This is a genomic window from Vibrio sp. L3-7 (assembly GCF_963898195.1).
Taxonomy (GTDB): Bacteria; Pseudomonadota; Gammaproteobacteria; order Enterobacterales; family Vibrionaceae; genus Vibrio; species Vibrio echinoideorum.
This window is the reverse complement of record NZ_CAWQUW010000008.1, coordinates 112868-139465: the sequence shown is the minus strand read 5'-3', so window position 1 is coordinate 139465 and position 26598 is coordinate 112868. Positions and strand designations below refer to the sequence as shown.

Genomic DNA, 26598 nt, shown 5'->3' with positions numbered 1-26598 from the left:
CCATGCTATTGTTAGGGCTAAATACCTGACTAAAATAGTCAACTAAATACTTGACCAATTTAGTCGGGTATGGGAAGATTCCAACCACATAAACAATGTGGATACGGTGTGATATGAAACTTACATCTAAAGGAAGATATGCGGTAACAGCTATGCTAGATGTAGCACTGCATTCGCAAAAAAGCCCAGTTCCTCTGGCTGATATTTCAGAGCGACAAGGCATCTCGTTATCTTACTTAGAACAGCTATTTTCTAAGTTACGTAAAGCTGGCTTAGTTGCTAGTGTTCGCGGCCCTGGTGGTGGTTACCGTTTAGGTGCAGAAGCGAGCGACATTGCTGTCGGAACTGTTATTGCTGCAGTAGACGAATCAGTCGATGCAACCAAGTGTCACGGTCGAGCAGATTGCCAAGGTGGCAGTCGTTGTTTAACTCACACCTTATGGCGTGATTTGAGCTCCCGAATTAGCAGCTTCTTAAACGACATTACGCTCGGTGAGCTAATGAAAGATAACGAAGTTTTACAGATTTCTGATCGTCAAGATATCGATCTTGCGGTTAATAATGGTTTTGCACATAAAAATACGAGCACTACAACGATTAGTGCAGCACCTCGCGGTGTTAATGCCCGCTCTTAGCGGTCAGTTTTTACATTGGAGTAGAAAATGAAACTGCCTATTTACTTTGACTATTCAGCTACATGTCCAGTCGATCCACGTGTTGCTGAAAAAATGGTTCAGTGCATGACGATGGACGGTAACTTCGGTAACCCTGCATCTCGTTCACACCGTTACGGCTGGCAGGCAGAAGAATCAGTAGATAATGCTCGTGAGCAAATTGCCGATCTACTAAATGCAGACCCACGTGAAATTGTTTTCACGTCAGGTGCTACAGAGTCAGACAACCTTGCTATCAAAGGTGCAGCGCACTTTTACGAGAAGAAAGGTAAGCACGTAATCACGTGTAAAACAGAACATAAAGCGGTTCTTGATCCATGTCGCCAACTAGAGCGTGAAGGTTTTGAGGTTACTTACCTTGAGCCTGAAGCTAACGGCATCATCGATCTAGACAAGCTACAAGCTGCAATGCGTGAAGATACAGTTCTTGTTTCTATCATGCACGTGAACAACGAGATTGGTGTAATCCAAGATATCGCTGCAATCGGCGAGTTATGTCGTTCACGCAAGATCATCTTTCACGTTGATGCGGCTCAGTCTGCGGGTAAAATCCCACTAGACGTAAAAGAGATGAAAGTAGACCTTATTTCATTTTCTGCACACAAAGCTTATGGCCCTAAAGGCATTGGTGCTTTGTACGTTCGTCGTAAACCTCGTATTCGCCTAGAAGCGCAAATGCATGGTGGCGGTCATGAACGTGGTTTCCGTTCTGGTACGCTTGCTACTCACCAAATTGTGGGTATGGGCGAAGCTTTTGCTATCGCTAAACAAGACATGCAGAAAGATTACGATCACGCACTGGCTCTTCGTGAGCGCCTACTTAAAGGTGTTCAAGATCTAGAAGCTGTAACCGTAAACGGCGATTTAGACCAACGTGTACCACACAACCTAAACGTGAGCTTCGCTTTCGTTGAAGGTGAGTCTCTGCTTATGTCTCTAAAAGACCTAGCGGTATCATCAGGTTCTGCATGTACATCAGCAAGCCTAGAACCTTCATACGTTCTACGAGCTCTTGGTCTAAACGATGAACTGGCACACAGCTCAGTACGTTTCTCATTCGGCCGTTTTACAACGGAAGAAGAAATCGACTACGCGATTGCACAAATCCGTGTAGCGGTAAACAAATTACGTGACATGTCTCCTCTATGGGATATGTATAAAGAAGGGATTGATTTGAACACTGTTGAGTGGGCTCATCACTAATCTCACGGAAATAGAGGATTCGAGGTAACTATCATGGCATATAGCGAAAAAGTAATTGATCACTACGAAAACCCACGTAACGTAGGTTCGTTTGATAAAGAAGACCCAAGTGTAGGTAGCGGCATGGTTGGCGCACCTGCTTGTGGTGACGTAATGAAACTGCAAATCAAAGTATCTGCAGAAGGTATTATTGAAGACGCGAAATTCAAGACTTACGGTTGCGGTAGCGCAATCGCTTCTAGCTCACTAGTCACTGAGTGGGTTAAAGGTAAAAGTATTGATGAAGCTGCTGCTATTAAAAACTCTGAAATCGCAGAAGAGCTTGAGTTGCCACCAGTGAAAGTTCACTGTTCAATTCTTGCTGAAGATGCAATCAAAGCAGCGGTGGCGGATTACAAAAAGAAGCACTAATCGCTTCTATACCGTAATCACGTCGACAAAATAAGTAATATTTGGGAGCACCCTTTGTGCTCCCCCTGAGTTCTCAATTTATATAAACACAAGGTTGTAGTATGGCCATCACCATGACAGATACGGCAGCAAGCCGAGTTCAAGCTTTCCTAGATAACCGTGGTAAAGGTCTCGGATTACGCTTAGCAGTAAAAACTACTGGCTGTTCAGGTATGGCGTATGTACTGGAATTCGTTGACGAGCTTAACGAAGAAGACGAAGTGTTTGAGCATTCAGGTGTTAAGGTCATCATTGATCCAAAGAGCTTAGTTTACCTAGACGGTACTGAGCTTGATTACGTAAAAGAAGGCCTAAATGAAGGTTTTGAATTCAACAACCCTAACGCGAAAGGCGAATGTGGTTGTGGTGAGAGCTTCAATGTATAAACGCCTCAATCGTTGAGCGTTTATAGTGAGCGAAGAATAAAATTAGGCTCTAAATAAAGAGCCTAAACTTAGGACCACCGTTACATGAATCATTTCGAATTATTTGGGCTACCACTTCAGTTTCAACTGGATGGTAGCCTTCTTTCTTCTCAGTTTAGAGATCTGCAACGCCAATTCCACCCTGATAAATTTGCCATTGCTTCTGAGCGTGATCGCTTGTTAGCTGTGCAAAAAGCAGCGCAAATCAATGACGCGTATCAGGTGTTGAAGAATCCAATCAGTCGTGCTGAATATCTGTTAGTACAACATGGTGAGGATATTCGTGGTGAACAGCAGACCATGCAAGATCCCATGTTCTTGATGGAACAAATGGAATTGCGTGAAGAGCTTGAAGAGATCGCAGACAGTTCTGATCCAGAAGATGCGCTATTTGCATTTGAAGGAAAGGTTAGCAAAATGTATAAACAACAATTAAGCGCTATCCAACAAGAACTCGACAGCGAAGCTTGGTTAGAAGCAGCAGACCGAGTAAGAAAGCTTAAGTTTATTGCAAAATTAAAGAATGAAATCGGGTTAGTTGAAGATCGTTTGATCGGCTAGTTCGAATAACAAGGACACATCCATGGCACTACTTCAGATTGCAGAACCAGGGCAAAGCGCCGCTCCTCATCAGCACAAGCTTGCTGTGGGTATTGATTTAGGAACAACAAACTCATTGGTTGCGTCAGTGCGCAGTGGTGAGGCGAACACGCTTGTTGATCAACAAGGTCGCAGTATTCTTCCTTCCGTTGTTCATTATCAGTCTGAATCCTACACGACTGGCGATGAAGCTCGTGCAAAAGCGCAAACTGATCCTAAAAATACCATTATCTCAGTTAAGCGATTAATCGGTCGTTCACTGTCAGATATTCAACAGCGATACCCGTCTCTGCCATATCAGTTTGAAGAAAGTGATAATGGTTTACCTGTGATTCGCACAGAGCAAGGTAACAAGAACCCAATCCAAGTATCTGCCGATATCCTGCGAGCGCTTGGCCAACGTGCTGAGTCTACGTTAGGTGGTGAGCTAGCGGGTGCTGTAATTACTGTTCCTGCGTACTTTGATGATGCACAACGTGCAGGAACTAAAGACGCGGCTCAACTTGCGGGTCTTCACGTGTTACGTCTTCTTAATGAACCTACTGCGGCAGCGATTGCTTACGGTTTGGATTCAGGCAAAGAAGGCGTGATTGCGGTTTATGACCTGGGCGGTGGTACGTTTGATATTTCTATATTGCGCCTGTCTAAAGGTGTCTTTGAAGTACTCGCAACCGGTGGTGACTCTGCATTAGGCGGCGACGATTTTGACCATTTGATTGCAGAGCATTTCCTAGAACAGATGGGCTTCTCAGAGCTAACCGCAGAACAGAACCGTATTCTTCTAGACGCCGCGACAGAAGCTAAGATTGGCTTGTCTGAAGCTGAAAGCGTTGATGTTGAAGTGCTGGGTTGGTCTGGCTCGTTAACTCGTGAAGAGTTTGAAGAGATCATCAAGCCGCTGGTTAAGAAAACTCTGCTTTCGTGTCGCCGTGCACTGAAAGATGCGGAAGTTGACGCGGACGAAGTTCTAGAAGTAGTTATGGTTGGCGGTTCAACTCGTACATTACTTGTACGTGAAATGGTGGGTGGCTTCTTTGGTCGTACTCCATTAACCAGTATTAACCCTGATGAAGTGGTTGCGATTGGAGCATCGATTCAAGCGGATATCTTAGTTGGTAATAAGCCTGATTCTGAGATGTTGCTATTGGATGTTATCCCTCTGTCACTTGGTATCGAAACCATGGGCGGCTTGGTAGAAAAAATCATCCCTCGTAACACCACGATCCCTGTGGCTCGCGCACAAGAATTTACTACGTTCAAAGACGGTCAAACTGCAATGACAGTGCACACCGTGCAAGGCGAACGTGAAATGGTGGACGACTGTCGTTCATTGGCTCGATTTGCTCTGAAAGGCATTCCGCCTATGACAGCAGGTGCTGCGCATATTCGTGTTACTTACCAAGTAGATGCTGATGGCCTGCTATCGGTTACTGCGATGGAGAAGAGCACTGGCGTTCAAGCCGAAATCCAAGTTAAGCCTTCTTACGGTCTAAGTGACAACGAAGTCGCAAACATGCTGAAAGACTCAATGACGTTTGCAAAAGAAGACATGCAAGCGCGTGCTCTTGCTGAGCAGCGTGTAGAAGCGGATCGCGTTATTGAAGGCCTTATTGCTGCAATGCAGGCTGACGGCGACGAGTTGCTTGATGAACAAGGAAAACAACAACTTGTTCAAGCGATTGAAGCACTGATTGAAGTGCGCAATGGCGACGATGCAGATGCCATTGAACTAGAAATTAAAAATACCGACAAAGCGAGCCAAGACTTTGCTTCTCGTCGTATGGATAAATCAATTCGTGCTGCACTGTCAGGTCAGTCAGTCGACAATATTTAATAGTTAGAGAATAGATAAACATGCCAAAGATTATTGTTTTACCTCACGAAGATCTATGTCCAGAAGGCGCTGTATTAGAAGCAAAAACTGGTGAGACGGTTCTTGATGTTGCATTGAAGGCCGGTATTGGTATTGAACACGCATGTGAAAAGTCGTGTGCATGTACAACATGTCACGTTGTGATTCGTGAAGGTTTTGATTCTTTAGAAGAGAGTGATGACCTAGAAGACGACATGTTGGATAAAGCATGGGGCCTAGAGATGGAATCTCGTCTTGGTTGCCAAGCTAAAGTAGCTGATGTTGATCTTGTTGTAGAAATTCCAAAGTACACATTGAACCTAGCTTCTGAAGAGCACTAAGAACTTATCTACAGTCATAGCTTATGCGGTTATGGCTGAGACAACCATTACTTAGACAATTATGTTAAGAAAACTGGCCTAGAATATAGATCATAAAGGTGACCAAGCGTCGCTGATAAATATAAGGAAGTGTTATGAGCTTGAAGTGGATTGATTCGCGAGATATCGCAATTGAGCTATGTGATTTGTATCCAGATACTGATCCTAAAACGGTACGTTTTACCGATCTGCATCAATGGGTGCTAGACCTTGAAGAGTTTGATGACGAGCCTAACCACTCGAATGAAAAAATCTTAGAGGCTATTATTTTATGCTGGATGGATGAGATGGATTAACTCTCTTGTTCTATGATTTGGCCGTTGGTTGGAATTTATCCAATATAAAACGCAGCCAAGTTAACAATTCTTACTAAAAAAAGCGGACCTTATGGTCCGTTTTTTATCAAAATGACATTTTACTCCTACATAATGCTAACATCAGTGCGCTAATAAAAAACAATCAGAATCACTTAATCAAGGTGGTTCATGACAAGGAGAAATCATGTCTACACAGATGTCAGTATTTTTAAGTCAAGAAGCTGCCCAGCCTCAGTGGGGAGCTAGAGCTATTTTATCGTTCTCTGAATTAGGAGCGACAATTCACATTGGTGAAGGCCACGATTTAGGTGCGGTTCAACGTGCTGCTCGTAAGCTTGACGGACAAGGTATCGCATTCGTTTCACTTTGTGGTGAAGGTTGGGATCTAGAAAGCGTTTGGGCTTTTTACCAAGGCTACCGTGGACCAAAGAAAAAGAATGCATTGGAATGGGATGCACTTTCGGAAGCTGACCAAGCAGAGCTAGAAGCTCGTATTCGCGCGACTGATTGGACTTGTGACATTATCAACAAAACCGCTGAAGAAGTGGCACCTCGTCAACTAGCGACGATGGCTGCTGAGTTCATCAAGTCAGTGGCACCAGCGGGCACTGTTAAAGCGAAAATCGTTAAGGATAAAGATCTACTAACCGAAGGTTGGGAAGGTATCTACGCGGTAGGCCGCGGCTCTGAGCGCACATCTGCCATGCTTCAACTTGACTTTAACCCAACTGGCGATGAAAACGCTCCAGTATTTGCTTGTCTCGTGGGTAAAGGTATTACTTTCGACTCAGGTGGTTACAGCATCAAGCCTGGTCAATTCATGACAGCAATGAAGGCTGATATGGGCGGCGCAGCAACCATCACTGGTGGTTTAGGCTTGGCAATTGAACGTGGTTTAAACAAGCGTATCAAGCTTATCTTATGCTGTGCAGAGAACATGATCTCTGGTCGTGCATTGAAACTGGGTGACATTATTACCTACAAAAATGGTAAAACTGTTGAGGTAATGAACACCGATGCGGAAGGTCGTTTGGTATTGGCTGATGGCTTGATGTTCGCGAGCGCACAAAATCCAGAATTGATCATCGATTGTGCAACGCTAACAGGCGCGGCTAAAAATGCACTAGGTAATGATTACCACGCGCTATTAAGCTTCGACGATGAGTTGTCTCACCAAGCTCTAACGGCGGCAAACCAAGAGAAAGAAGGTCTATGGCCACTGCCTCTTGCTGATTTCCACCGTGGCATGTTGCCTTCGAACTTTGCTGATCTTTCAAACATCAGTTCTGGTGACTACACACCGGGTGCAAGTACCGCTGCTGCATTCCTTTCTTACTTTGTAGACGACTACAAAAAAGGTTGGGTTCACATGGACTGCGCGGGTACTTACCGTAAGTCATCTAGTGATAAGTGGGCTGCAGGCGCGACCGGTATGGGTGTTCGCACGCTGGCTCGTCTTCTTATCGACCAAGCAAAATAATAATAAGGGTGAGCGGTATCAGAATGCCGCTTATTCATAAACTAAGATCGAATGATCTCAGTGATTTCAGTATTTAATAACAAAAAAATGAAGTGAAGGAATCCCTATGGCTCTAGAAAGAACGTTCTCAATTGTTAAGCCAGATGCAGTTAAGCGTAACCTTGTTGGTGAAATCTACCACCGCATTGAAAAAGCAGGTCTAGAAATTATTGCTGCTAAAATGGTTAGCCTTACTGAAGAACAAGCAAGTGGCTTTTACGCAGAGCATGAAGGCAAAGAGTTCTTCCCAGCTCTTAAAGAGTTTATGACTTCTGGTCCTATCATGGTTCAAGTGCTTGAAGGCGAAAATGCTATCGCTCGTTACCGTGAATTAATGGGTAAAACAAACCCAGAAGAAGCAGCATGCGGTACTATCCGTGCTGATTACGCAATCAGCATGCGTTACAACTCAGTACACGGCAGCGATAGCCCTGAGTCTGCAGCTCGCGAAATCGAATTCTTCTTCCCAGAATCTGAAATTTGCCCACGCCCAGCTCAATAACTGGCACTGCAAATGATTTTAAAGGCTTCACTTCGGTGAGGCCTTTTTCGTTTAGATACTTTGTTGAATAACAGGTGGAGTATCGAAGCGAAATCCTTGATACCTAGCTCTTCGGCTTTGGGATCACGACTACTTTTGTTAGTCACATTCTTGTAGTGATGATTGGCGAGTTGTTGCTGAGTATTAGCGTCATTCCCGATAGCGGCAAAGGAGTTTAATAGGGGAGCTCTCTCTTTGAATTGGTGAAATTTAAGCGTTCAAATATGGGTGATTGAACTTTAATCACTTAAGTTTGAATGTCTTAATAAACACAGGGTTTTACAGTGCTTGTTGAAGTTGCGTAAAGCCTGTACAATTCGCGCCCTTAATTATTGTTCCGTCATTGAGAGGCATCATGACCACAGCTAAAGTCAATCTACTCGATTTTGATCGTAAAGGTCTTCGTAAATATTTCATAGAAGAACTGAATGAGAAAGCATTTCGAGCAGAGCAAGTGATGAAGTGGATTTATCACTTCGGTGTCGATGACTTCGAACAAATGAACAACATCAATAAAAAATTGCGCGAGAAACTGCAGCACCGCTGTGAAATTGTTGCACCGATTGTATCTGACGCTCAGCACTCTGCAGACGGTACAATTAAGTGGGCAATGAAAGTGGGTGACCAAGACGTAGAAACGGTATACATCCCTGATGGCGACCGTGCGACGCTGTGTGTATCTTCGCAAGTTGGTTGTGCGCTTGAATGTAAGTTCTGCTCTACAGCTCAACAAGGCTTCAACCGTAATCTGAAAGTTTCAGAGATCGTAGGTCAAATTTGGCGTGCCGCACGTGAAATTGGTTTAGAGAAAGAAACAGGTCGCCGCCCAATTACGAACGTAGTAATGATGGGTATGGGTGAGCCTCTACTTAACATGAAGAACCTAATACCATCATTGGAAATCATGCTTGATGATCTAGGCTTCTCACTTTCTAAACGTCGTGTGACGGTATCAACTTCAGGTGTTGTATCTGGTCTTGATCAAATGACTGATAACATCGATGTAGCATTAGCTATTTCTCTCCACGCTCCGAACGATGCGCTGCGTAGCCAAATCATGCCGATCAATGACCGTTGGGATATCCAAGACTTCCTAGCTTCGGTTCGTCGTTATATTGCATCTTCAAATGCGAATCGCGGTAAAGTAACGGTTGAGTACGTTCTGTTGGATCATGTGAATGATGATATGGACCACGCTCGTGAACTTGCTGAGCTAATGAAAGAAACGCCATGCAAGATCAACCTGATTCCATTTAACCCTTACCCTGGGTCGCCTTACAAGAAGCCAAGTAATTCTCGAATTGATCGCTTCCAAAAAACGTTGATGGAATACAACTACACAGTAACGGTTCGTAAAACTCGTGGTGATGACATTGATGCCGCATGTGGCCAGTTAGTAGGTGATGTTATTGACAGAACCAAGCGTACCAAAATTCTGAAAGCCGCTTCAGAAGCGAACCTGATTGCAGGTGGTGTAATTGAAGTAAAAGCGGTATAAAACGCGATTTGAATATAAACAAGCCAGAAGTATAACTTCTGGCTTGTTGCTTTTATGGCGTGTAGTTTTCCAAAATTTGGACTTCTTCCCCATGCTTTCTTACATTTTTCGTCAAATTTTGGACAAAACCATGAGCTGACGGTAAATTTTGTTTAAAGTGTTTTTGCCTTGCAATGGCATTAGCTTATGATTAACAAATCTTAAATTAATTTAAGTGCTCGCTTGTTACCCTCATCAATATGTCTATTTAGGTTGGCTACTTGATAAACTAGCTTCCTGAGAACATTGTTCATAACAATATGACTGATGTTCGTCTTTAAGGGTTGATGATTTAGGTAACAGGAAAAATTCCACATAAAGTGGGTTGCTAGATTGAGCTTAAACGACAATAAAAAACGCTCTCATCGGCCTACGATAATACTTTAGAAGTTCACACTCTATGAACACAGAACACGATACACAGACACAAGAAACAGTTGCTCCAGCTTTGGAAGCAGGAACTCTGCTTAAAAACAAACGTGAATCTCTTGGTTTAACACAAAAGCAGATCTCTGATCGCTTGAAGCTTCGCGTTACTCTGATTCAGCAAATTGAAGAAAACCAATTCGAGACAGATCAAGTCGCGACGTTTATGCGTGGCTATATTCGCTCATACGCGAAATACGTCAATCTTGATGAGAAAGTGGTTTTGAATGCGCTTCACCATACTGGTGATGCTCAACACCAAGAGCAAGAAATGCTGAGTTTTTCTCGAAAGACAAAAACTGAAAAGCACAACAGTCGCATTATGATCCTCACTTGGAGCATCTTTGCCGTTATTGTGGGTATCTCTTCATTGTGGTGGTGGCAGAATCAACAACAAGACACCTTATCGCAATCTTTAATTAATACTGAAAGCTCAGAAGAGCTAGTGGTAGAAGAGTCGCTTGATCCTGAGTTAACTTCATTAGAAGTTATTGAAGCCGATCAAAACACAGAGACATCTCTTGTTACTGAAAATGCTGATGACCTTACTTTAGATAGTGCTACTGAAGCTTCAAGTTCTCTCGAGCCAGTTGAACTCATTGAAGAAGTACAAGAGTCTGAAAATGTTGCCTCAGTTACGGCTGATCCTGAGACTGTGGTTTCTGCATCTGTCGCCAACGAGCTAACTATGCAGTTCTCTTCAGATTGCTGGATCCAAGTGAAAGATGCTTCAGGCAAGACTTTGTCTACTGGTATTAAAAAAGCAGGTCAGACACTCAATCTTTCAGGAACAGCACCATATAAAGTGATTCTGGGTGCGCCTGAAGGCGTATCGATGACATTTGCAAGTGAACCTGTCGACCTTTCTGGGTATACTTCAGGCAAAGTAGCTAGAATAACCTTACCTTAGAGTTAATATGCAACACGAATCTCCTATTATTCGTCGCAAATCAACCCGTATTTATGTGGGTGATGTGCCGATCGGTGATGGTGCACCTATTGCTGTGCAATCCATGACCAACACAAGAACAACAGACGTCGCCGCTACCGTTGCTCAGATTCGAGCTTTGGAAAAAGTTGGCGCTGATATCGTTCGCGTATCTGTACCAACTATGGATGCCGCTGAAGCGTTTAAGCTAATCAAACAGCAGGTATCTATTCCTTTGGTTGCTGATATCCATTTCGATTACCGTATCGCTCTTAAAGTGGCTGAATATGGTGTGGACTGTCTGCGTATCAACCCTGGCAACATCGGTAACGAAAGTCGTATCCGCTCAGTTGTTGATTGTGCTCGCGATATGAATATTCCGATTCGTATTGGTGTTAACGGTGGCTCTCTTGAAAAAGAGATCCAAGAGAAATACACAGAGCCAACAGCCGAAGCGCTTGTTGAATCAGCAATGCGTCACGTAGATATCTTAGACCGTCTGAACTTTGATCAATTTAAAGTCAGCGTTAAGGCTTCTGATGTATTTCTAGCCGTAGGTTCTTACCGTTTGCTGGCTAAACAGATTGATCAACCTCTTCACCTTGGTATTACTGAAGCGGGCGGTGCTCGTGCCGGTTCTGTGAAGTCAGCTGTAGGCTTAGGCATGTTATTGTCTGAAGGTATCGGTGATACGCTGCGTATCTCGTTAGCGGCTGATCCTGTTGAAGAAATTAAAGTTGGCTTTGATATTCTTAAATCTTTGCGCATTCGCTCACGTGGCATCAACTTCATTGCGTGTCCGAGCTGTTCTCGCCAAGAATTCGATGTTATCAACACCGTTAACGCCCTTGAAGAACGCTTAGAAGACATAGTGACTCCAATGGACGTCTCAATCATCGGTTGTGTCGTTAACGGCCCTGGTGAAGCTGAAGTGTCTCACTTAGGCCTTGCGGGTAGTGCACGTAAGAGTGCCTTCTACGAAGATGGCAAGCGTCAGAAAGAGCGTTTTGATAACAATGATCTTGTCGACAAGCTTGAAGCAAGGATCCGAGCTAAAGCATCGGTGCTTGATAAAGCAAATCGCATTGACGTAGAAAACTTAGAAGATTAATAAAACGCGATGAGGTGTTTTTGTCTATTCGAACCTACACCTGGTCGTGAGAAATTACGGAATAAATACTGTGGCTAAAAATATCCAAGCAATTCGAGGCATGAACGACTGCCTTCCAACTCAATCACCACTGTGGCAGAAAGTAGAAAGCGCAGTTAAAAGCGTGGTGAGTGCCTACGGTTACAACGAAGTACGTATGCCTATCGTTGAAGAAACAAACCTATTTAGCCGTGCGGTTGGTGAAGAGACAGACGTTGTTTCTAAAGAGATGTACACCTTTGATGACCGCAATGGCGATAGCCTAACGCTGCGTCCAGAAGGTACCGCTGGTTGTGTACGTTCATGTATTCAAAACAGCCTTATCAACCGTGATGAACAGCGCCTATGGTACATGGGTCCAATGTTCCGTCACGAGCGACCTCAAAAAGGTCGTTACCGTCAATTCCACCAATGTGGCGTTGAGGTGTTTGGCCTAGACGGTCCAGACGTAGACGCTGAGCTTATTATGATGACGGCACGTCTATGGCGTGAGCTAGGTATCGATAAACACGTTCGCCTCGAGCTGAACTCAATCGGTTCTCAAGAAGATCGTGTGAGCTACCGTACAGCGTTAGTGGCTTTCCTTGAGCAACACATTGATGTGTTAGATGAAGACTGCAAACGTCGCATGCACACTAACCCATTACGTGTACTTGATACTAAGAACCCTGATGTTCAAGCTATCTTAGGTGACGCACCTCGACTATCTGAATATTTAGGTGAAGAATCGAAGCAACATTTTGCTGGTTTGTGTGAACTTCTTGACGCTGTTGGTATCGAATACCAAGTTAATGAGCGTCTAGTACGTGGCCTAGATTACTACAACCGCACAGTATTTGAGTGGATCACTGACAGTCTTGGTGCTCAAGGTACAGTTTGTGGCGGCGGTCGTTACGATGGTCTTGTTGAGCAACTAGGCGGCAAAGCAACCGATGCTGTTGGCTTCGCTATGGGTCTAGAGCGTCTGGTTCTTATGATGGAAACGCTAGAGCTAACAGAAGTTCGCCGTAGCGTTGACGTATACGTGGTTGCTGCTGGCGAAGGTACTATGATCGCAGGCATGCAGTTAGCGAATCAATTACGCGATACCGTTGAAGGCGTACGTGTAATGAACCACTTCGGTGGTGGTAACTTCAAGAAGCAATTCAAACGTGCTGACAAAGTAGGTGCTGTTGTGGCGCTGGTACTTGGTGAGAACGAAGTTGCTGACAATACAGTTGTGCTAAAAGATCTGGTTGGCGGCGAGCAAGAAACCGTGTCTCAAACGGAAGTTGCAGAGAAAGTTGCTGCGCTAATCTAATTAGCCATTGAGCAAACGCTCATCATGAATATCAACGTCAGCACTATGCTGGCGTTTAAAGAATTAAAGAGGACAGGAAGTGGAACTTTACGATAGCGAAGAGCAACAAGTTGAAGCCATTAAAGATTGGTGGAAAGAGAACGGTAAAGCCGTAATCTTTGGTGCAGTTATTGGTTTAGGCGGTCTATTTGGCTGGCGCTATTACCAAGATTCAGTCGTTGAAGCGCGTGAAGTCGCTTCAGAAGGCTACACCTCTGTAATTTCAGCTCTTGATGCTAAGGGCGTTGATGCTCAATCTGATATTCAAGCTTTTATCGACGCTAACAAAGACGCTGAATACTCTGTACTTGCTGCTATGCAATTAGCAAAAGCGCAAGTTCAAGCGGGTGACCTTGCAGCTGCACTTGAACAGCTTGAGTGGGCAAAATCGGCAACTAAGGATGCGGCACTTACGCCACTACTGACTTACCGTGCTGCACGTATCAAAGCTGAGCAAGGTGAATTTGACGCAGCATTGACTGATCTTGAAGCGATGACTGACGAATCTTGGACTGGCCGTGTTGCTGAACTGCGTGGTGATATCTCACTTCGTAAAGGCGATACAGATGCGGCTTACAGTGCTTACTCTGAAGCACAACAAGCAGCTGATGCGAGCCAAACGCTTCAAATCAAACTTGACGACCTAGCTAAATAAGGCGCTTTGAATGAAGAAGATGTTTCCAAAAGCGGCGTTGTGTGCGATTGCTCTTGGCCTATTGGCTGGCTGTGCGGGTGAAGAAGACACCGTAATCATGGCGCCAGTACCAACAGTAAATAGCGAGTTCACTCCTAGTCAGGAATGGTCTACGTCGGTTGGTGATGGTGTTGGCCACTACTTTTCAAAACTAACGCCAGAATTGGCTTACGACAAAGTGTTTGTTGCGAGCCGTGAAGGTATGGTTAAAGCGCTTGACCCTGAAACCGGTAAAGAGCTGTGGAAAGTCGATCTTGAGAAAGAAGTACTGGCTCGTTTATCGGGTGGCTTAACGGCGGCTTACGGCAAAGTATTTGTTGGTTCTGAAAATGGCGAAGTGATCGCGATGGATGAATCAACCGGTGAAGAGCTGTGGCGTGTATCAGTGAATGGTGAGGTGCTTGCATCCCCAGCAACTGAAAGCAACATGGTTATTGTTCATACCAGTCGCGGTATGTTGATCGCGTTAGATCAAGAAAGCGGCGAACAAAAATGGACGATTAGCACTGAAGTTCCAAGCCTAACACTTCGTGGCGATAGCTCGCCTGTTGCGGTTTCTGGTGGTGTATTCTGGGGGACTGCAAATGGTCGTTTAGCAGCCGCTATTGTTGACCGTGGTCAGCTTATTTGGCAACAGCCAGTAGGCACACCAAAAGGTGCAACGGAAATCGATCGCTTGGTTGATGTTGATGCATCACCGATTGTTCTTGGCGGAACCCTGTATACCGTAGGTATCAATGGTCAGCTAATCGCTATCGATCTTCGTTCTGGTAAGCCAATTTGGAAGCGTAACTACTCGTCAGCGATTGATTTAGCGAGTGATGGTAGCCGTTTGTTCGTTGTTACCGACAAAGACCATGTGGTTGCGGTTGATGCGCGTAGTGGTACTGAACTTTGGAGCACTCCATTGTTAGAAAACCGCTTACTGACAGCACCTGCTATTATTAATGGTTATGTAGTTGTGGGTGATACAGAAGGTTATCTGCACTGGTTAGATCGTTCATCGGGTGAGTTTGTTGCTCAACAGCTCGTCGATGATAGCGGCTTTGCGGTTGCGCCAATTGAAATGCCTGAAGGCTACTTAGTGACGACTCGCAATGGCGATGTAAAGAAACTAACGATTAGCCAATAAAAGCGTGATACAATTCACAGTCGGCTCCTGGTTGGTAACAGCTAGGAGCCGTTTTATTGTTATGAATTAATAAACCGTGTGGTTATAGGTAAGAGTTTAAACTTGCGATCAAGTGCTTACCTATAACTACATTTAGAGAAGAAATTGTAGAGGTTGTTATGGTACCTGTTGTTGCTCTAGTAGGGCGTCCGAATGTAGGTAAATCTACGTTATTTAACCGATTGACTCGAACTCGTGATGCATTGGTTGCGGATTTCCCTGGCTTAACGCGTGACCGTAAATACGGTCATGCTCATTTTAGCGAGCATGACTTTATTGTTATTGACACTGGTGGTATCGACGGTACCGAAGAAGGTGTTGAAACTAAAATGGCTGAACAGTCGCTAGCGGCGATTGATGAAGCTGATGTCGTTCTATTTATGGTAGATGGCCGTGCGGGTCTAACACCTTCAGACGTGGCTATTGCTAAGCACCTTCGTCAACTAGAAAAGCCTTCAATGCTAGTCGTAAACAAGGTTGATGGTATCGACCCTGATGCTGCAAGTGCTGATTTCTGGCAACTAGGCGTAGAAGACATGTACCAAATCGCTGCAGCGCACGGTCGTGGTGTAACAGCGTTGATTGACCTTGCTCTTAACCCGTTCGCGGAAGCTCTAAAAGCTGAGAATGGCGAAGTAAGCGATTTGACTGAGTTTGAAGACGAAGAAGAAGAGCAAGTTGATTTCACTGAAGAAGAAGCGGAAGAAGAATTCAAGCGTCTTCAAGATCAACCAATCAAGCTAGCGATCATTGGCCGTCCTAACGTTGGTAAATCAACACTAACTAACCGTATTCTTGGTGAAGAACGTGTTGTTGTTTACGATATGCCAGGTACAACTCGTGACTCTATTTATATTCCAATGCAGCGTGATGAGCGTGAATACGTTCTAATCGATACTGCAGGTGTTCGTCGTCGTAAAAATATCAACGAAACAGTAGAGAAGTTCTCAGTGGTTAAAACACTGAAAGCAATTGAAGATGCTAACGTTGTATTGCTGCTTATTGATGCTCGAGACAACATCTCTGATCAAGATTTAAGCTTGTTAGGCTTTGCGTTGAATGCTGGTCGTTCAATTGTTATTGCAGTAAACAAGTGGGATGGTCTAGACAGCGATGTTAAAGATCGCGTTAAGAAAGAACTAGACCGTCGTTTAGGTTTCGTTGATTTCGCACGTATTCACTTTATCTCTGCACTTCACGGTACAGGTGTTGGTCACTTGTTTGAATCTGTTCAAGAAGCTTACAAGTCAGCGACAACGCGTGTTGGTACTTCTGTACTGACTCGTATCATGAAGATGGCGACTGATGATCACCAACCACCTATGGTTCGTGGCCGTCGTGTGAAATTGAAATACGCGCACGCTGGTGGCTACAACCCACCGATTATCGTTATCCACGGTAACCAAGTTCGCAACTTGCCAGATTCATACAAACGATTCTTGATGAACTACTATCGTCGTTCACTAGAGATTATGGGTACACCTATTCGCATTCAATTCCAGAACAGCGAGAACCCATTTGAAGCTAAGACAACCAAGCTGACAATTTCTCAAGAACGTAAACGTAAGCGTATGATGACCATGGTTAAAGGTCGTAAGTAAACCTTTCCAATTGATTTGATACCCGAGCCTGTCTCGGGTATTTTTTTAAGTAAAATTTGAGTTGATCCATAAAAATTGGATCTATATCTATTATGGGTTAACGAATAAAACTCGATTCCAAAAGAAGAACGATATGACCACTAGCGATTCAATGACACCGGCGACATCCATTACAGCAACAACAGTCATCACACCAACCATCACTCAATTTTGCCATCAAACTTGGCAACTCAACGCTAAGGTGATGTATGTTGAAAATGACACGACTAAAACTTACCTGATTACTGATACGACCCCTTTTCATCCTGTGAGCCATATTTGGCCCGATCACCCTGCGGATAAAGGTTTTGTGAGTGTGGGGGACGCGCAATATCAGGTTGAAGACAGCCTTGTTGGTGCAATAGAACAATCCACTGGCAAACTTTGTATCGCAGCAGATATTCCTGTTAAGCGTGATACGGAAGGGTGGGTGTTTGTGGTTGTTCACCAACTGCCTGCATCAGCTTCTATGATTAACATTAACGATAAAGTCGAGTTGTCGGTTGATAAAGAATACCAAGCAAGCCTGAGTCGTGGGCATAGTGCAGGACACATCGCTTTCTTAGCTTTAAATAAAGTATTGGCTGAGAGTTATTGGCGCAAAGATGCGGATAGAAAAGATCCGCTCGGCAGTTATGACTTCAATAGCTACGCACAAGTGACTAGCTTTGTGACTCCAGATCTGTGTACCGATAAGTATCGTTTAGGCAAAACCCTGAAGAAGCGCGGCTTGAACGTAGCAGATATGCTAACCAATCTTGATGGTATTGAAGCCGACATCAACCAGATGATTACAGGTTGGTTCGCAGATTCGACGCCAGTAGCAATGAGACTGGAAGGTGAGGCATTAACAGACTCTCGCTATTGGGAGTGGCAGTTGGATAGCGACACTTTAGTGTCTATTCCTTGTGGTGGTACTCACATCGAGAATACGTCAGAGCTTAAGGTATTATCGGTTAAGTTAACCCAGTTAGATGACCAGCATATTGAAATGCTGACGCATGTAATTCGATAATTCAGGTTACAGATCGAAATTACTTATTCTGTTTATTCTGGTTAATCATGTCACTTTCAATATAAATGACCATTTAAAATTGAAATGCAGCACATGTAACTTATGCTTTCGGTGTGTGGTGATATAAATATTCTTTTTGGGGTAGATCGCTGATCAAAATAGATAAAGCAAAAGATCAACCTATGATCTTCGATTGTGTGTTGTGGTTATTTAGTGTGTTATTATTAACCAATAGAAGCTTGCATAAGAACAAGCTGCACTCAAATACACAATTGAAAGCTTTAGTGAATGGAACAAAAATTTTTATTAGAAGGTCATCGAGCAGTCAACAGTTTGCTTCGAAAGCTAGCTCTTGGAATGGATCGTAAAGATTTAAACCAGAAGATTATTCAGCTTACAGAGCAGCTTTTTGGGCAGCGTATGGCATCAATATTACTGCTCAACTCAGAGTCGAATACGTTGCACCTCGAATGTGCGCCTAACTTGCCAGATTTTTATAATCAGCAGATAGAAGGCGTTGGGATTGGTGTGGGTATTGGTTCTTGTGGAGAGGCAGCAGCGCTTAAGAAAGCTGTGATGATCTCTGATGTTAATACACATCCAAATTGGGCTCCTTTCTTAGCCTTGACCAATCAAGCCAACTTACATGCTTGTTGGTCGGTGCCAATTATTTCTTCGCATGGTCATGTGTTGGGTACATTCGCTATTTATAGTCGATGTATTTCTGAACCTCATGAATTTGAATTAGAGATCTTAGAGTTACTTGCTTCTTTGTATTCGGTAGCACTCGAGAAATACGAGCTAGAGAATCAACTCAACTTTTTTGCTAGTTATGACTCTCTGACACATTGTTTGAATCGTCGAGCATTATTAAGTGAAGCTAAGAATATTTTAGTTAAACGATGTTTTGCGGACAAAGTGATGGCATGTCTGTTTGTCGACGTCGATAAGTTCAAGTCGATCAATGATACGTTCGGCCACAGTTTTGGTGATGATATTTTGTTGACCGTTGCAAGAGTTCTCGACGAGGCAACCACGGCATGTGCCAAGATTGGCCGCTACGGTGGCGATGAGTTTGTGGTGTTTTCTTGCTTTGATACAGAAGAAAAAGTGTCAGACTTTTATCACAACTTAGAACAATCGTTGGATCAAGCTCTCTACATCAATGGCGTTCAGTTTTCAGTCAGTGTTGGGCTTGCTTGTGAAAGAGAGCCTCAAGGACTTGGTCCGTTGATTGCTTCAGCTGATAAAAGCATGTATCAAATCAAGCAAGCCAAGGCGCAGAAATAGTAGATTGATTGTCAGAACTGAAAAGTAACAGTTAGGATTTCCTATGAGTGAAAATATCTGCCCTAAATGCCAGTCAGAGCTTAGCTGGGATGGTAAATACCATTGTGAAAGTTGCCAAGCTCATTTTGAAAAAATTGGTTTTTGTCCTGAATGCAGTAGCCAATTAGAGAAGCTTCAAGCTTGTGGTGCAGCGAACTATTTTTGTAATGCTGATTGTAATGAACTTAAATCTAAGTCAAGAGTAAAGTTCGAATTTCAACAAGCCTATTAATCTGTAGCGGTATGGCTGGACGACAATTTGTGATGTTTATTAGAGGCTCAATATGAAGATATTGGGTCTTTTTTGGATCTGACGAATACGTTTGTGTCATCTTGGTTCATTCTTATCATTGCTGCACCAGCATGAAACATCGTGACCTTGTTGCTATGCACTGCATTGGTGTTAACTTGATTAAAGTATTAATAAATACAATTACTTAAAACTTTGTTAATAATATTTTAAGTTTGGCACTCTTCTTGTAACTCTGTAATTGAATAACAAAAATACAATTATGGAGTAACAATCATGAACAAGGTGTTCAATTTATCGCTAGCTGCACTGTGTACAACACTTTCATTTTCTTCTGCAACAGTGCTTGCGGCTGACGATACTATTAAGGTCGGCGTTCTACATTCATTGTCAGGCACCATGGCGATCAGTGAAACAACCCTAAAAGATACCGTTCTTATGCTCATCGACGAGCAGAACAAAAAAGGCGGCTTGCTTGGTAAGAAGTTGGAACCTGTGGTTGTTGACCCTGCTTCCAACTGGCCTTTGTTTGCAGAAAAAGCGCGTGAGCTTATCGAGAAAGAAAAAGTGGATGTGGTGTTCGGAGGTTGGACATCGGTCTCACGTAAATCCATGTTGCCTGTTTTTGAAGAGCTAAACAGCATCCTTTTCTATCCAGTACAGTATGAAGGTGAAGAGTCTTCTAAAAACGTTTTCTACACTGGCGCTGCGCCAAACCAGCAAGCGATTCCTGCCGTTGATTACTTAATGGATGAACTGGAAGTGGAACGCTGGGTTCTCGCGGGTACAGATTACGTTTATCCACGTACGACGAATAAGATCTTAGAGGCATACCTGAAAGGTAAAGGTGTCGCAGAAGAAGACATCATGATCAATTACACGCCGTTTGGTCACTCTGATTGGCAATCTATTGTTTCAGACATCAAGAAGTTTGGTGAAGCAGGCAAGAAAACCGCCGTTGTCTCTACTGTAAATGGCGATGCAAACGTTCCTTTCTATAAAGAGCTTGGTGCTCAAGGTGTTTCATCTGAAGACATCCCTGTTATTGCATTCTCGGTTGGCGAAGAAGAGCTATCGGGTATGGATACTGAACCTCTTGTGGGTCACTTAGCGGCATGGAACTATTTCATGAGCGTTGATACTGAAGTCAATGAAGAGTTCGTTGAAACATGGCAGTCATTCATTAAGAGTGACAAACGCGTAACGAATGACCCGATGGAAGCACACTATATTGGTTTCAATATGTGGGTTCAAGCCGTAACAAATGCGGGTACAACCGACGCTGAAGCGGTGCAAGATGCTTTGATTGGTGTGTCTGTTCCTAACCTATCTGGTGGCTACTCAACCATGCTACCAAACCACCACATAACTAAACCGGTACTGATTGGTGAAATTCAAGATGATGGCCAGTTTGATATCGTGTGGGAAACCACAGGCCTAGTGGCGGGTGATGCTTGGTCTAACTACTTACCGGAATCAGCAAAACTATTCTCTAGTTGGTCTAAGCCATTTTCATGTGGTGCGTTCAACGTTGAAACTAAAAAGTGTTCTGGCGGTAACTAGAGTTATTCGCTCTTAGCTGGTTATTAGTTATTAGTTATTAGTTATCAGTTATTAGTTATCAGCTACTGGGTATTAGCTATTCCCAGTCACTACTAGCTATGAACATTGAGCCTTCTCTTTAGGAAAGAGCGCTTCTGCATAGGGGCGTAACGAAAGAGAAGGCTCAAGTTAGTTTCAAGTCACAACAACTATCCACACATCCACCAAGTAAAAAATAACAATATCTAACTTGTTGGTTAAGGAAGCAGGGATGAAGAACGTATTAAACGTATTTAAGGCGCTGTTGCTCATGGCGGTCAGTGCTCAGTTGGCTTTTGCTGGAATAACAGATGAAGCTAGCTTTACCAAGGCGCTAGTTGGTAAAAAAACATCGGATAAAGAGCTAGCCATTGATTGGATCATTGAGACACAAACGGAAGACGTGTCGAAGGCTATTTTAGATGGATGGTTAAACGGAAATCTCTATTACTTCAATGATAAAAAAACCGAACATCATAAACAGCTCTATCTCATTCAAAACACCAAAACAGCCATTTCAGCTCAGTCTGTATGGGATGATTCAACGCTTAATATCGATAATGCCAAGCTGTTTAAAAAGGTTCGCGTAAACAACAAACTTCGCGGGATCTTACGTGGCGAAATTGCCTCAATTGGATTAAACAGCAGTAACTCAGATGTGCGTTATCAAGCGGTTTTGGATCTACTGGGGACTAAAGACGCTGCAATTATCGGTCGCTTAGCTGAACTTAGAAAAAGTGAGACTGATGACAAGGTGACTGAGTTAATCGACTTATCGTTAGCTGTTTTTACGTCGCTTGATAACCGTGTAACAACTGAAGCTCGAGTAACGTCGATTGAACGAGTGGGTGACTTCAAACATTCAGTGGTTCTGAAAACACTCAATCAACTGCTTAACACTGAACAAGAGCCAAGCATCACCGCAGCAGCAGAACGTGCCATGGACGATTATCAACAAAGCCAAGCTCTGTACTCAGGTGTTGAAACCGTATTCTTTGGCTTGAGTTTAGGTTCGGTATTGGTACTAGCGGGTATTGGCTTAGCGATCACCTTCGGTGTGATGGGCGTTATCAACATGGCTCATGGTGAGCTGATCATGATTGGCGCTTACACCACCTATGTATTGCAACTTCTGATGCCGAATCATATTGGTTTAGCGCTGATACTTTCTATTCCTGCAGCATTCATCGTTTCTGGCATAGTGGGTATTGCGATTGAGCGAAGCGTGATTCGTCACCTTTATGGGCGTCCATTAGAAACCTTGCTCGCTACCTTTGGTATCAGCTTGATCTTGCAGCAAGCCGTTCGTTCTATTTTCTCTCCTTTGAACCGCTCAGTGAGCACACCTGAATGGATGTCTGGTGCGCTTCAATTGAATCCAATGTTGTCCCTAACCTATAACCGCCTTTACATCATTCTATTCTGTGGTTTGGTGTTTATGGGCTTACTGATGGTTCTGAAAAAGACACCACTTGGCTTGCAGGTTCGTGCGGTTTCTCAAAACCGTGGCATGGCTCGTGCGATGGGGATTCGATCGGAACGTGTTGATGCGATGACCTTCGGTTTAGGCTCTGGCGTCGCAGGTGTTGCGGGTGTAGCGCTTTCTCAACTGACTAACGTTGGCCCAAATATGGGGCAGGCGTACATCATTGATTCTTTCATGGTGGTGGTGTTTGGCGGGGTTGGCAACTTATGGGGCACACTAGTCGCAGGGCTCAGCCTTGGCTTATTTAATAAGATTTTAGAACCATGGGCTGGTGCGGTTCTCGCCAAGATCCTAGTACTGGTTTTCATCATTCTGTTTATTCAAAAACGTCCACGCGGACTGTTCCCGCAACGTGGCCGTGCGGCTGAAGGTTAAGGACAACATCATGCAGTCTAAATCATTTGTACTTTCGGCGATGCGTGGTGACAAAGGTGGTCAACTGACCATCCTTGCCATTCTTGCGGCCGTGATTCTTATTCCACTGGCTAACACCATGTTGCCAAGTGGACACCCGCTTCATGTTGAGACTTTTACAATCTCATTAATGGGCAAATACCTGAGTTACGCAATGTTGGCGTTGGCGCTCGATCTTGTGTGGGGTTACCTCGGGATCTTGAGCCTAGGCCATGGTGCTTTCTTCGCGCTTGGTGGCTATGCCATGGGCATGTACTTAATGCGCCAGATTGGTGACCGTGGGGTATATGGTGATCCAGTCCTACCAGATTTCATGGTGTTTCTCGATTGGTCGGTGTTGCCATGGTTCTGGCAGGGCTTCGATCAGTTCTGGTTTGCTTGTCTGATGGTGGTGTTGGTGCCGGGCGCATTGGCTTATTTGTTCGGTTATTTAGCTTTCCGTTCTCGAGTGTCAGGGGTGTATCTTTCTATCATGACTCAAGCGTTAACTTACGCATTAATGCTGGCGTTTTTCCGCAACGAAATGGGCTTTGGTGGTAACAACGGACTGACGGATTTCAAAGACATCATCGGCCTGAGCTTGCAGAGTGATGCAGTCAAGATTGGCCTGTTTGTCGCGACTGGCATCTCGCTCATCCTAAGTTACATTGCGTGTCGCATGGTGGTGACAAGCCGCTTAGGTCGAGTGGCTCTAGCGATTCGTGATACCGAATCTCGCACTCGATTCATGGGTTATGACGTCGATGGTATCAAGTTGTGGGTCTTCGTTCTTTCAGCGGTTATCGCTGGTATTGCCGGTGCGTTATATGTTCCTCAAGTCGGCATCATTAACCCTGGTGAGTTTGCTCCTCTTAACTCGATTGAGATAGTGGTTTGGGTTGCTTTGGGCGGTCGTGCCACTCTGTTTGGCGCTATCGTTGGGGCGCTGATCATCAACTACGCCAAGAGTTGGTTTACGGTTGAATTCCCTGAGGTGTGGCTTTTCGCCCTAGGTGGTCTATTCGTACTTTCGACCATGTACTTCCCACAAGGTGTGATTGGCTTTGTTAGCGAGAAATGGCAACTACTGCGTAAGGCGTCAGGTTCACGAGGCAAGGGACAAGGAAAATCAGATAAGGATGATCAGTCAGAAAACAAGGAGGTGATCGCATGACCACATTTAATAACGTTAAGGAATCGGTTCAAGCCTTCACTCGCCGAGACGAAGTCTTTGATTACCTCAAGCCTGATGTTCATCCCGCCATCGATACCCGTCATAACGTGTTGTTGTACGTGGAAGGCGTTAACAAAAGCTTCGATGGTTTCCAAGCGATAAACGACCTCAATCTTTATATCAAAGAAGGCGAACTGCGCTGCATCATCGGTCCTAATGGCGCGGGTAAAACCACCATGATGGACATCATCACGGGTAAAACAAAGCCAGATACTGGTGATGTGTGGTTAGGCTCGAACATCAACTTATTGAAGATGAACGAAGCTGAAATTGCCAATGCAGGCGTTGGGCGTAAGTTTCAAAAACCGACCGTGATTGAATGTCTAACCGTTTGGCAAAACCTTGAATTAGCCATGGCCGGTGACCGCTCTGTTTGGTCTACTTTCACTGCGGTGATGTCTGGTGAGCAGAAAGACAAACTGACCTCTGTGCTTGAGCTGATTCATTTAAAAGATGAAGCAGCGAATTTGTCAGGCAATCTGTCACATGGGCAAAAGCAGTGGTTGGAGATCGGCATGTTATTGATGCAAAATCCCAAGCTGTTACTGGTGGATGAGCCCGTTGCAGGTATGACTCACCAAGAGATGGATCGTACATCAGAGTTACTTAACTCACTGGCAGGCAAACACTCTGTAGTCGTTGTTGAACACGATATGGATTTCGTTCGTTCAATCGCTAGCCATGTCACCGTACTTCATCAAGGTCACGTGTTGGCCGAAGGCACCATGGATCAAGTGCAAGCTCACCCTGAAGTTAAACAAGTTTATCTCGGAGAATAGGATGCTAGAGGTTAAATCAGTTAATCAATATTACGGTGAGAGCCACACATTGTGGGATTTAGACATGCAGATCCCAGAAGGCAAATGCACGGTATTGATGGGACGCAATGGCGTTGGTAAAACGACTCTTCTGCAATGCATCATGGGGCTAGTTAAAGTCAAAAGTGGTGACATTTCGTTATCGGGTGAATCGCTTTTGAAAACCGATGCCGAAGATCGTGCTCGCCAAGGAATCGGTTATGTGCCGCAAGGCCGTCAGATCTTTCCGATGCTTACTGTGCAAGAAAATCTAGAAGTAGGTTTGCCGATTCGCGACAAGGGTGACCGTAAGATCCCAGAGTTCATCTTCGATATCTTCCCAGTATTAAAAGAGATGCTGCATCGTCGCGGTGGCGACTTATCCGGTGGTCAGCAGCAACAGCTTGCGATTGGTCGTGCGCTAGTGGTTAATCCAAAGCTATTGATCTTGGATGAACCGACCGAGGGTATTCAGCCCAATATTGTGCAAGAGATTGGCGACATCATTCGCATGCTCAATGAGAAGATGGGACTTACGGTTCTGTTGGTTGAACAGAAGCTGCCGTTTGCTCGCAAGGTTGGTGATCGCTTCTGCATTCTTGACCGTGGACGTCAGGTCGCGGAAGGAGAAATGAAAGGGCTTAATGAATCCTTGATCAAGGAGTACCTGACCGTATGAGTGCTTTATTTTCTTTGAGCGAAGAAAGGGACGCTTCTTTAGCCGAGGCTTTGTCTCTGAATGAAACCATTGAACAAGATATTCGAGACGGTTGGCAGGCGAGCTTAAACCTCACCTTTGTCGACCGTGGTGATAAAACCGTTTTAAAGAATCGTCAGCAGTCTGGTCCGCTTGCGGTGCAACGCCCCTTGTATCCTGATGGGGAAACGTGTCACACCTATTTACTCCATCCCCCCGGCGGAGTAGTAGGTGGTGACACTCTCAACATTGAAGCGACCATAGAAAGTGGCGCTCATACGCTGATTACGACACCCGGTGCCACTAAGTTTTATCGTTCTAATAATAAGTACGCCAAGCAGAAGCAGACACTGCGAGTGAAGAAAGATGCACGCTTAGAATGGATGCCGCAAGAGAACATTTTTTTCCCTAATGCACACGTACGTTTAGACACTGAAATTCGGCTAGAAAAGGGTGCACAGTTTTGGGGTTGGGAGATGCACTGTTTTGGGCGACCTGCACAGAATGAGGGATTTGAGCATGGTCACCTTGTTGGGAAAACGGAAATCTATCTTGATAATCAAAGGCTTCTCACCGAAGGTTTTAATTTTCATGGTGGCGATAAGCTCATGATAAATATGGGGTTACTCGATTTTTCAATGATGGGTACCTTTTATATTACGTCAAATGAGAAGCAAGATTTAGAGTTGGTACAGAGCTTGCTCTTATCTATTACACAGCAAGCTTCACAGCAATCAGTTACATCGAAAATGCCGAATGAGCCCACATTAATAATGGGTGCGACGCAAATAGAGGGATTGATTGTGGTGCGAGCCTTGGGGTATTGGAGTGAAGACATCCTCCAGGCCTTTGGTCAGATATGGCAAGCAACTCGCTCTCATTTATGTGGTACGACTCCTGATTTACCAAGGATTTGGGCGACTTAGCGATTAGCCCTTTTTGTACCGAGGGCGACTTCCGGCCCTCGGTA

The 26598-nt window shown here is 44.4% G+C and carries 26 protein-coding genes; all 26 read left to right on the top strand.

The annotated features are described in order from the left end of the window. Positions 1-113 precede the first annotated feature (113 nt). Positions 114-635, top strand: coding sequence for a Fe-S cluster assembly transcriptional regulator IscR (iscR, locus tag AACW75_RS08310; RefSeq protein ID WP_017074109.1), 522 nt, complete (start codon positions 114-116; stop codon positions 633-635). A 27-nt stretch (positions 636-662) separates the two neighbouring features. Next, positions 663-1877 (top strand): IscS subfamily cysteine desulfurase, encoded by a 1215-nt coding sequence (locus AACW75_RS08305; protein WP_017074110.1) that lies wholly within the window; start codon positions 663-665, stop codon positions 1875-1877. A gap of 33 nt (positions 1878-1910) precedes the next feature. Then, a complete protein-coding gene (iscU, locus tag AACW75_RS08300; RefSeq protein WP_004735094.1) occupies positions 1911-2288 on the top strand; it encodes a Fe-S cluster assembly scaffold IscU in 378 nt (125 codons plus the stop codon). 101 nt (positions 2289-2389) lie between these two features. Next, positions 2390-2713 carry an iron-sulfur cluster assembly protein IscA gene (iscA, locus tag AACW75_RS08295; protein WP_004735095.1) on the top strand — a complete coding sequence of 108 codons (324 nt, stop codon included), beginning with the start codon at positions 2390-2392 and terminating at the stop codon, positions 2711-2713. Positions 2714-2797: 84 nt separating this feature from the next. Then, positions 2798-3313 (top strand): co-chaperone HscB, encoded by a 516-nt coding sequence (gene hscB, locus AACW75_RS08290; RefSeq protein WP_017074111.1) that lies wholly within the window; start codon positions 2798-2800, stop codon positions 3311-3313. A gap of 22 nt (positions 3314-3335) precedes the next feature. Beyond that, on the top strand, positions 3336-5186 hold the full coding sequence (gene hscA / locus AACW75_RS08285) for a Fe-S protein assembly chaperone HscA (protein ID WP_135455559.1): 1851 nt from the start codon (positions 3336-3338) through the stop codon (positions 5184-5186). 20 nt (positions 5187-5206) lie between these two features. Next, the gene (gene fdx / locus AACW75_RS08280) at positions 5207-5545 is read left to right on the top strand and encodes an ISC system 2Fe-2S type ferredoxin (protein ID WP_017074113.1); all 339 of its coding nucleotides are present in this window, start codon (positions 5207-5209) and stop codon (positions 5543-5545) included. A 134-nt stretch (positions 5546-5679) separates the two neighbouring features. Then, positions 5680-5880 (top strand): Fe-S cluster assembly protein IscX, encoded by a 201-nt coding sequence (gene iscX, locus AACW75_RS08275; protein WP_004740335.1) that lies wholly within the window; start codon positions 5680-5682, stop codon positions 5878-5880. Positions 5881-6085: 205 nt separating this feature from the next. Next, the gene (gene pepB, locus AACW75_RS08270) at positions 6086-7381 is read left to right on the top strand and encodes an aminopeptidase PepB (RefSeq protein WP_145570546.1); all 1296 of its coding nucleotides are present in this window, start codon (positions 6086-6088) and stop codon (positions 7379-7381) included. A gap of 106 nt (positions 7382-7487) precedes the next feature. Further along, complete coding sequence (gene ndk, locus AACW75_RS08265) at positions 7488-7922, top strand: nucleoside-diphosphate kinase (protein ID WP_017074115.1); 435 nt, start codon at positions 7488-7490, stop codon at positions 7920-7922. Positions 7923-8316: 394 nt separating this feature from the next. Beyond that, positions 8317-9459, top strand: a complete 1143-nt coding sequence (locus AACW75_RS08260; RefSeq protein ID WP_135455555.1) for a bifunctional tRNA (adenosine(37)-C2)-methyltransferase TrmG/ribosomal RNA large subunit methyltransferase RlmN — start codon at positions 8317-8319, stop codon at positions 9457-9459. A 439-nt stretch (positions 9460-9898) separates the two neighbouring features. Then, positions 9899-10834: a cytoskeleton protein RodZ gene (gene rodZ, locus AACW75_RS08255; RefSeq protein WP_145570548.1), complete on the top strand. Its 936-nt coding sequence runs from the start codon at positions 9899-9901 to the stop codon at positions 10832-10834. Between the two features lie 7 nt (positions 10835-10841). Continuing rightward, positions 10842-11963 (top strand): flavodoxin-dependent (E)-4-hydroxy-3-methylbut-2-enyl-diphosphate synthase, encoded by a 1122-nt coding sequence (gene ispG, locus AACW75_RS08250; RefSeq protein WP_017074118.1) that lies wholly within the window; start codon positions 10842-10844, stop codon positions 11961-11963. Positions 11964-12033: 70 nt separating this feature from the next. Continuing rightward, positions 12034-13302, top strand: a complete 1269-nt coding sequence (gene hisS / locus AACW75_RS08245; protein ID WP_145570550.1) for a histidine--tRNA ligase — start codon at positions 12034-12036, stop codon at positions 13300-13302. A 79-nt stretch (positions 13303-13381) separates the two neighbouring features. Beyond that, positions 13382-13996: a YfgM family protein gene (locus tag AACW75_RS08240; protein WP_004735106.1), complete on the top strand. Its 615-nt coding sequence runs from the start codon at positions 13382-13384 to the stop codon at positions 13994-13996. 10 nt (positions 13997-14006) lie between these two features. Continuing rightward, positions 14007-15167, top strand: coding sequence for an outer membrane protein assembly factor BamB (gene bamB / locus AACW75_RS08235; RefSeq protein WP_017084409.1), 1161 nt, complete (start codon positions 14007-14009; stop codon positions 15165-15167). Between the two features lie 158 nt (positions 15168-15325). Next, complete coding sequence (gene der / locus AACW75_RS08230) at positions 15326-16807, top strand: ribosome biogenesis GTPase Der (protein WP_102550960.1); 1482 nt, start codon at positions 15326-15328, stop codon at positions 16805-16807. A 133-nt stretch (positions 16808-16940) separates the two neighbouring features. Next, the gene (locus AACW75_RS08225; protein WP_445329517.1) at positions 16941-17861 is read left to right on the top strand and encodes an alanyl-tRNA editing protein; all 921 of its coding nucleotides are present in this window, start codon (positions 16941-16943) and stop codon (positions 17859-17861) included. Positions 17862-18149: 288 nt separating this feature from the next. Further along, on the top strand, positions 18150-19151 hold the full coding sequence (locus AACW75_RS08220) for a sensor domain-containing diguanylate cyclase (protein WP_237297705.1): 1002 nt from the start codon (positions 18150-18152) through the stop codon (positions 19149-19151). Between the two features lie 43 nt (positions 19152-19194). Next, positions 19195-19422, top strand: coding sequence for a zinc ribbon domain-containing protein (locus tag AACW75_RS08215; RefSeq protein WP_135455546.1), 228 nt, complete (start codon positions 19195-19197; stop codon positions 19420-19422). A 294-nt stretch (positions 19423-19716) separates the two neighbouring features. Beyond that, on the top strand, positions 19717-21003 hold the full coding sequence (gene urtA, locus AACW75_RS08210) for an urea ABC transporter substrate-binding protein (RefSeq protein WP_145565961.1): 1287 nt from the start codon (positions 19717-19719) through the stop codon (positions 21001-21003). 250 nt (positions 21004-21253) lie between these two features. Beyond that, a complete protein-coding gene (gene urtB / locus AACW75_RS08205) occupies positions 21254-22882 on the top strand; it encodes an urea ABC transporter permease subunit UrtB (protein WP_145570554.1) in 1629 nt (542 codons plus the stop codon). A 10-nt stretch (positions 22883-22892) separates the two neighbouring features. Further along, a complete protein-coding gene (gene urtC / locus AACW75_RS08200) occupies positions 22893-24074 on the top strand; it encodes an urea ABC transporter permease subunit UrtC (protein ID WP_145570556.1) in 1182 nt (393 codons plus the stop codon). Continuing rightward, entirely contained in the window at positions 24071-24913 is an 843-nt protein-coding gene (gene urtD / locus AACW75_RS08195; RefSeq protein ID WP_145570558.1) for an urea ABC transporter ATP-binding protein UrtD, read from the top strand. The genes urtC and urtD overlap by 4 nt, the downstream gene beginning before the upstream one ends. A gap of 1 nt (position 24914) precedes the next feature. After that, complete coding sequence (gene urtE / locus AACW75_RS08190) at positions 24915-25610, top strand: urea ABC transporter ATP-binding subunit UrtE (protein ID WP_010440573.1); 696 nt, start codon at positions 24915-24917, stop codon at positions 25608-25610. Next, positions 25607-26554, top strand: a complete 948-nt coding sequence (locus tag AACW75_RS08185; RefSeq protein WP_145570560.1) for an urease accessory protein UreD — start codon at positions 25607-25609, stop codon at positions 26552-26554. The genes urtE and AACW75_RS08185 overlap by 4 nt, the downstream gene beginning before the upstream one ends. The last annotated feature ends 44 nt before the right edge of the window (positions 26555-26598 follow it).

Bases quoted from the DNA above. Each gene is read 5' to 3' on its own strand.
- iscR (WP_017074109.1), top strand. From the start codon at position 114: ATGAAACTTACATCTAAAGGAAGATATGCGGTAACAGCTATGCTAGAT.
- AACW75_RS08305 (WP_017074110.1), top strand. From the start codon at position 663: ATGAAACTGCCTATTTACTTTGACTATTCAGCTACATGTCCAGTCGAT.
- iscU (WP_004735094.1), top strand. From the start codon at position 1,911: ATGGCATATAGCGAAAAAGTAATTGATCACTACGAAAACCCACGTAAC.
- iscA (WP_004735095.1), top strand. From the start codon at position 2,390: ATGGCCATCACCATGACAGATACGGCAGCAAGCCGAGTTCAAGCTTTC.
- hscB (WP_017074111.1), top strand. From the start codon at position 2,798: ATGAATCATTTCGAATTATTTGGGCTACCACTTCAGTTTCAACTGGAT.
- hscA (WP_135455559.1), top strand. From the start codon at position 3,336: ATGGCACTACTTCAGATTGCAGAACCAGGGCAAAGCGCCGCTCCTCAT.
- fdx (WP_017074113.1), top strand. From the start codon at position 5,207: ATGCCAAAGATTATTGTTTTACCTCACGAAGATCTATGTCCAGAAGGC.
- iscX (WP_004740335.1), top strand. From the start codon at position 5,680: ATGAGCTTGAAGTGGATTGATTCGCGAGATATCGCAATTGAGCTATGT.
- pepB (WP_145570546.1), top strand. From the start codon at position 6,086: ATGTCTACACAGATGTCAGTATTTTTAAGTCAAGAAGCTGCCCAGCCT.
- ndk (WP_017074115.1), top strand. From the start codon at position 7,488: ATGGCTCTAGAAAGAACGTTCTCAATTGTTAAGCCAGATGCAGTTAAG.
- AACW75_RS08260 (WP_135455555.1), top strand. From the start codon at position 8,317: ATGACCACAGCTAAAGTCAATCTACTCGATTTTGATCGTAAAGGTCTT.
- rodZ (WP_145570548.1), top strand. From the start codon at position 9,899: ATGAACACAGAACACGATACACAGACACAAGAAACAGTTGCTCCAGCT.
- ispG (WP_017074118.1), top strand. From the start codon at position 10,842: ATGCAACACGAATCTCCTATTATTCGTCGCAAATCAACCCGTATTTAT.
- bamB (WP_017084409.1), top strand. From the start codon at position 14,007: ATGAAGAAGATGTTTCCAAAAGCGGCGTTGTGTGCGATTGCTCTTGGC.
- der (WP_102550960.1), top strand. From the start codon at position 15,326: ATGGTACCTGTTGTTGCTCTAGTAGGGCGTCCGAATGTAGGTAAATCT.
- AACW75_RS08225 (WP_445329517.1), top strand. From the start codon at position 16,941: ATGACCACTAGCGATTCAATGACACCGGCGACATCCATTACAGCAACA.
- AACW75_RS08220 (WP_237297705.1), top strand. From the start codon at position 18,150: ATGGAACAAAAATTTTTATTAGAAGGTCATCGAGCAGTCAACAGTTTG.
- AACW75_RS08215 (WP_135455546.1), top strand. From the start codon at position 19,195: ATGAGTGAAAATATCTGCCCTAAATGCCAGTCAGAGCTTAGCTGGGAT.
- urtA (WP_145565961.1), top strand. From the start codon at position 19,717: ATGAACAAGGTGTTCAATTTATCGCTAGCTGCACTGTGTACAACACTT.
- urtB (WP_145570554.1), top strand. From the start codon at position 21,254: ATGAAGAACGTATTAAACGTATTTAAGGCGCTGTTGCTCATGGCGGTC.
- urtC (WP_145570556.1), top strand. From the start codon at position 22,893: ATGCAGTCTAAATCATTTGTACTTTCGGCGATGCGTGGTGACAAAGGT.
- urtD (WP_145570558.1), top strand. From the start codon at position 24,071: ATGACCACATTTAATAACGTTAAGGAATCGGTTCAAGCCTTCACTCGC.
- urtE (WP_010440573.1), top strand. From the start codon at position 24,915: ATGCTAGAGGTTAAATCAGTTAATCAATATTACGGTGAGAGCCACACA.
- AACW75_RS08185 (WP_145570560.1), top strand. From the start codon at position 25,607: ATGAGTGCTTTATTTTCTTTGAGCGAAGAAAGGGACGCTTCTTTAGCC.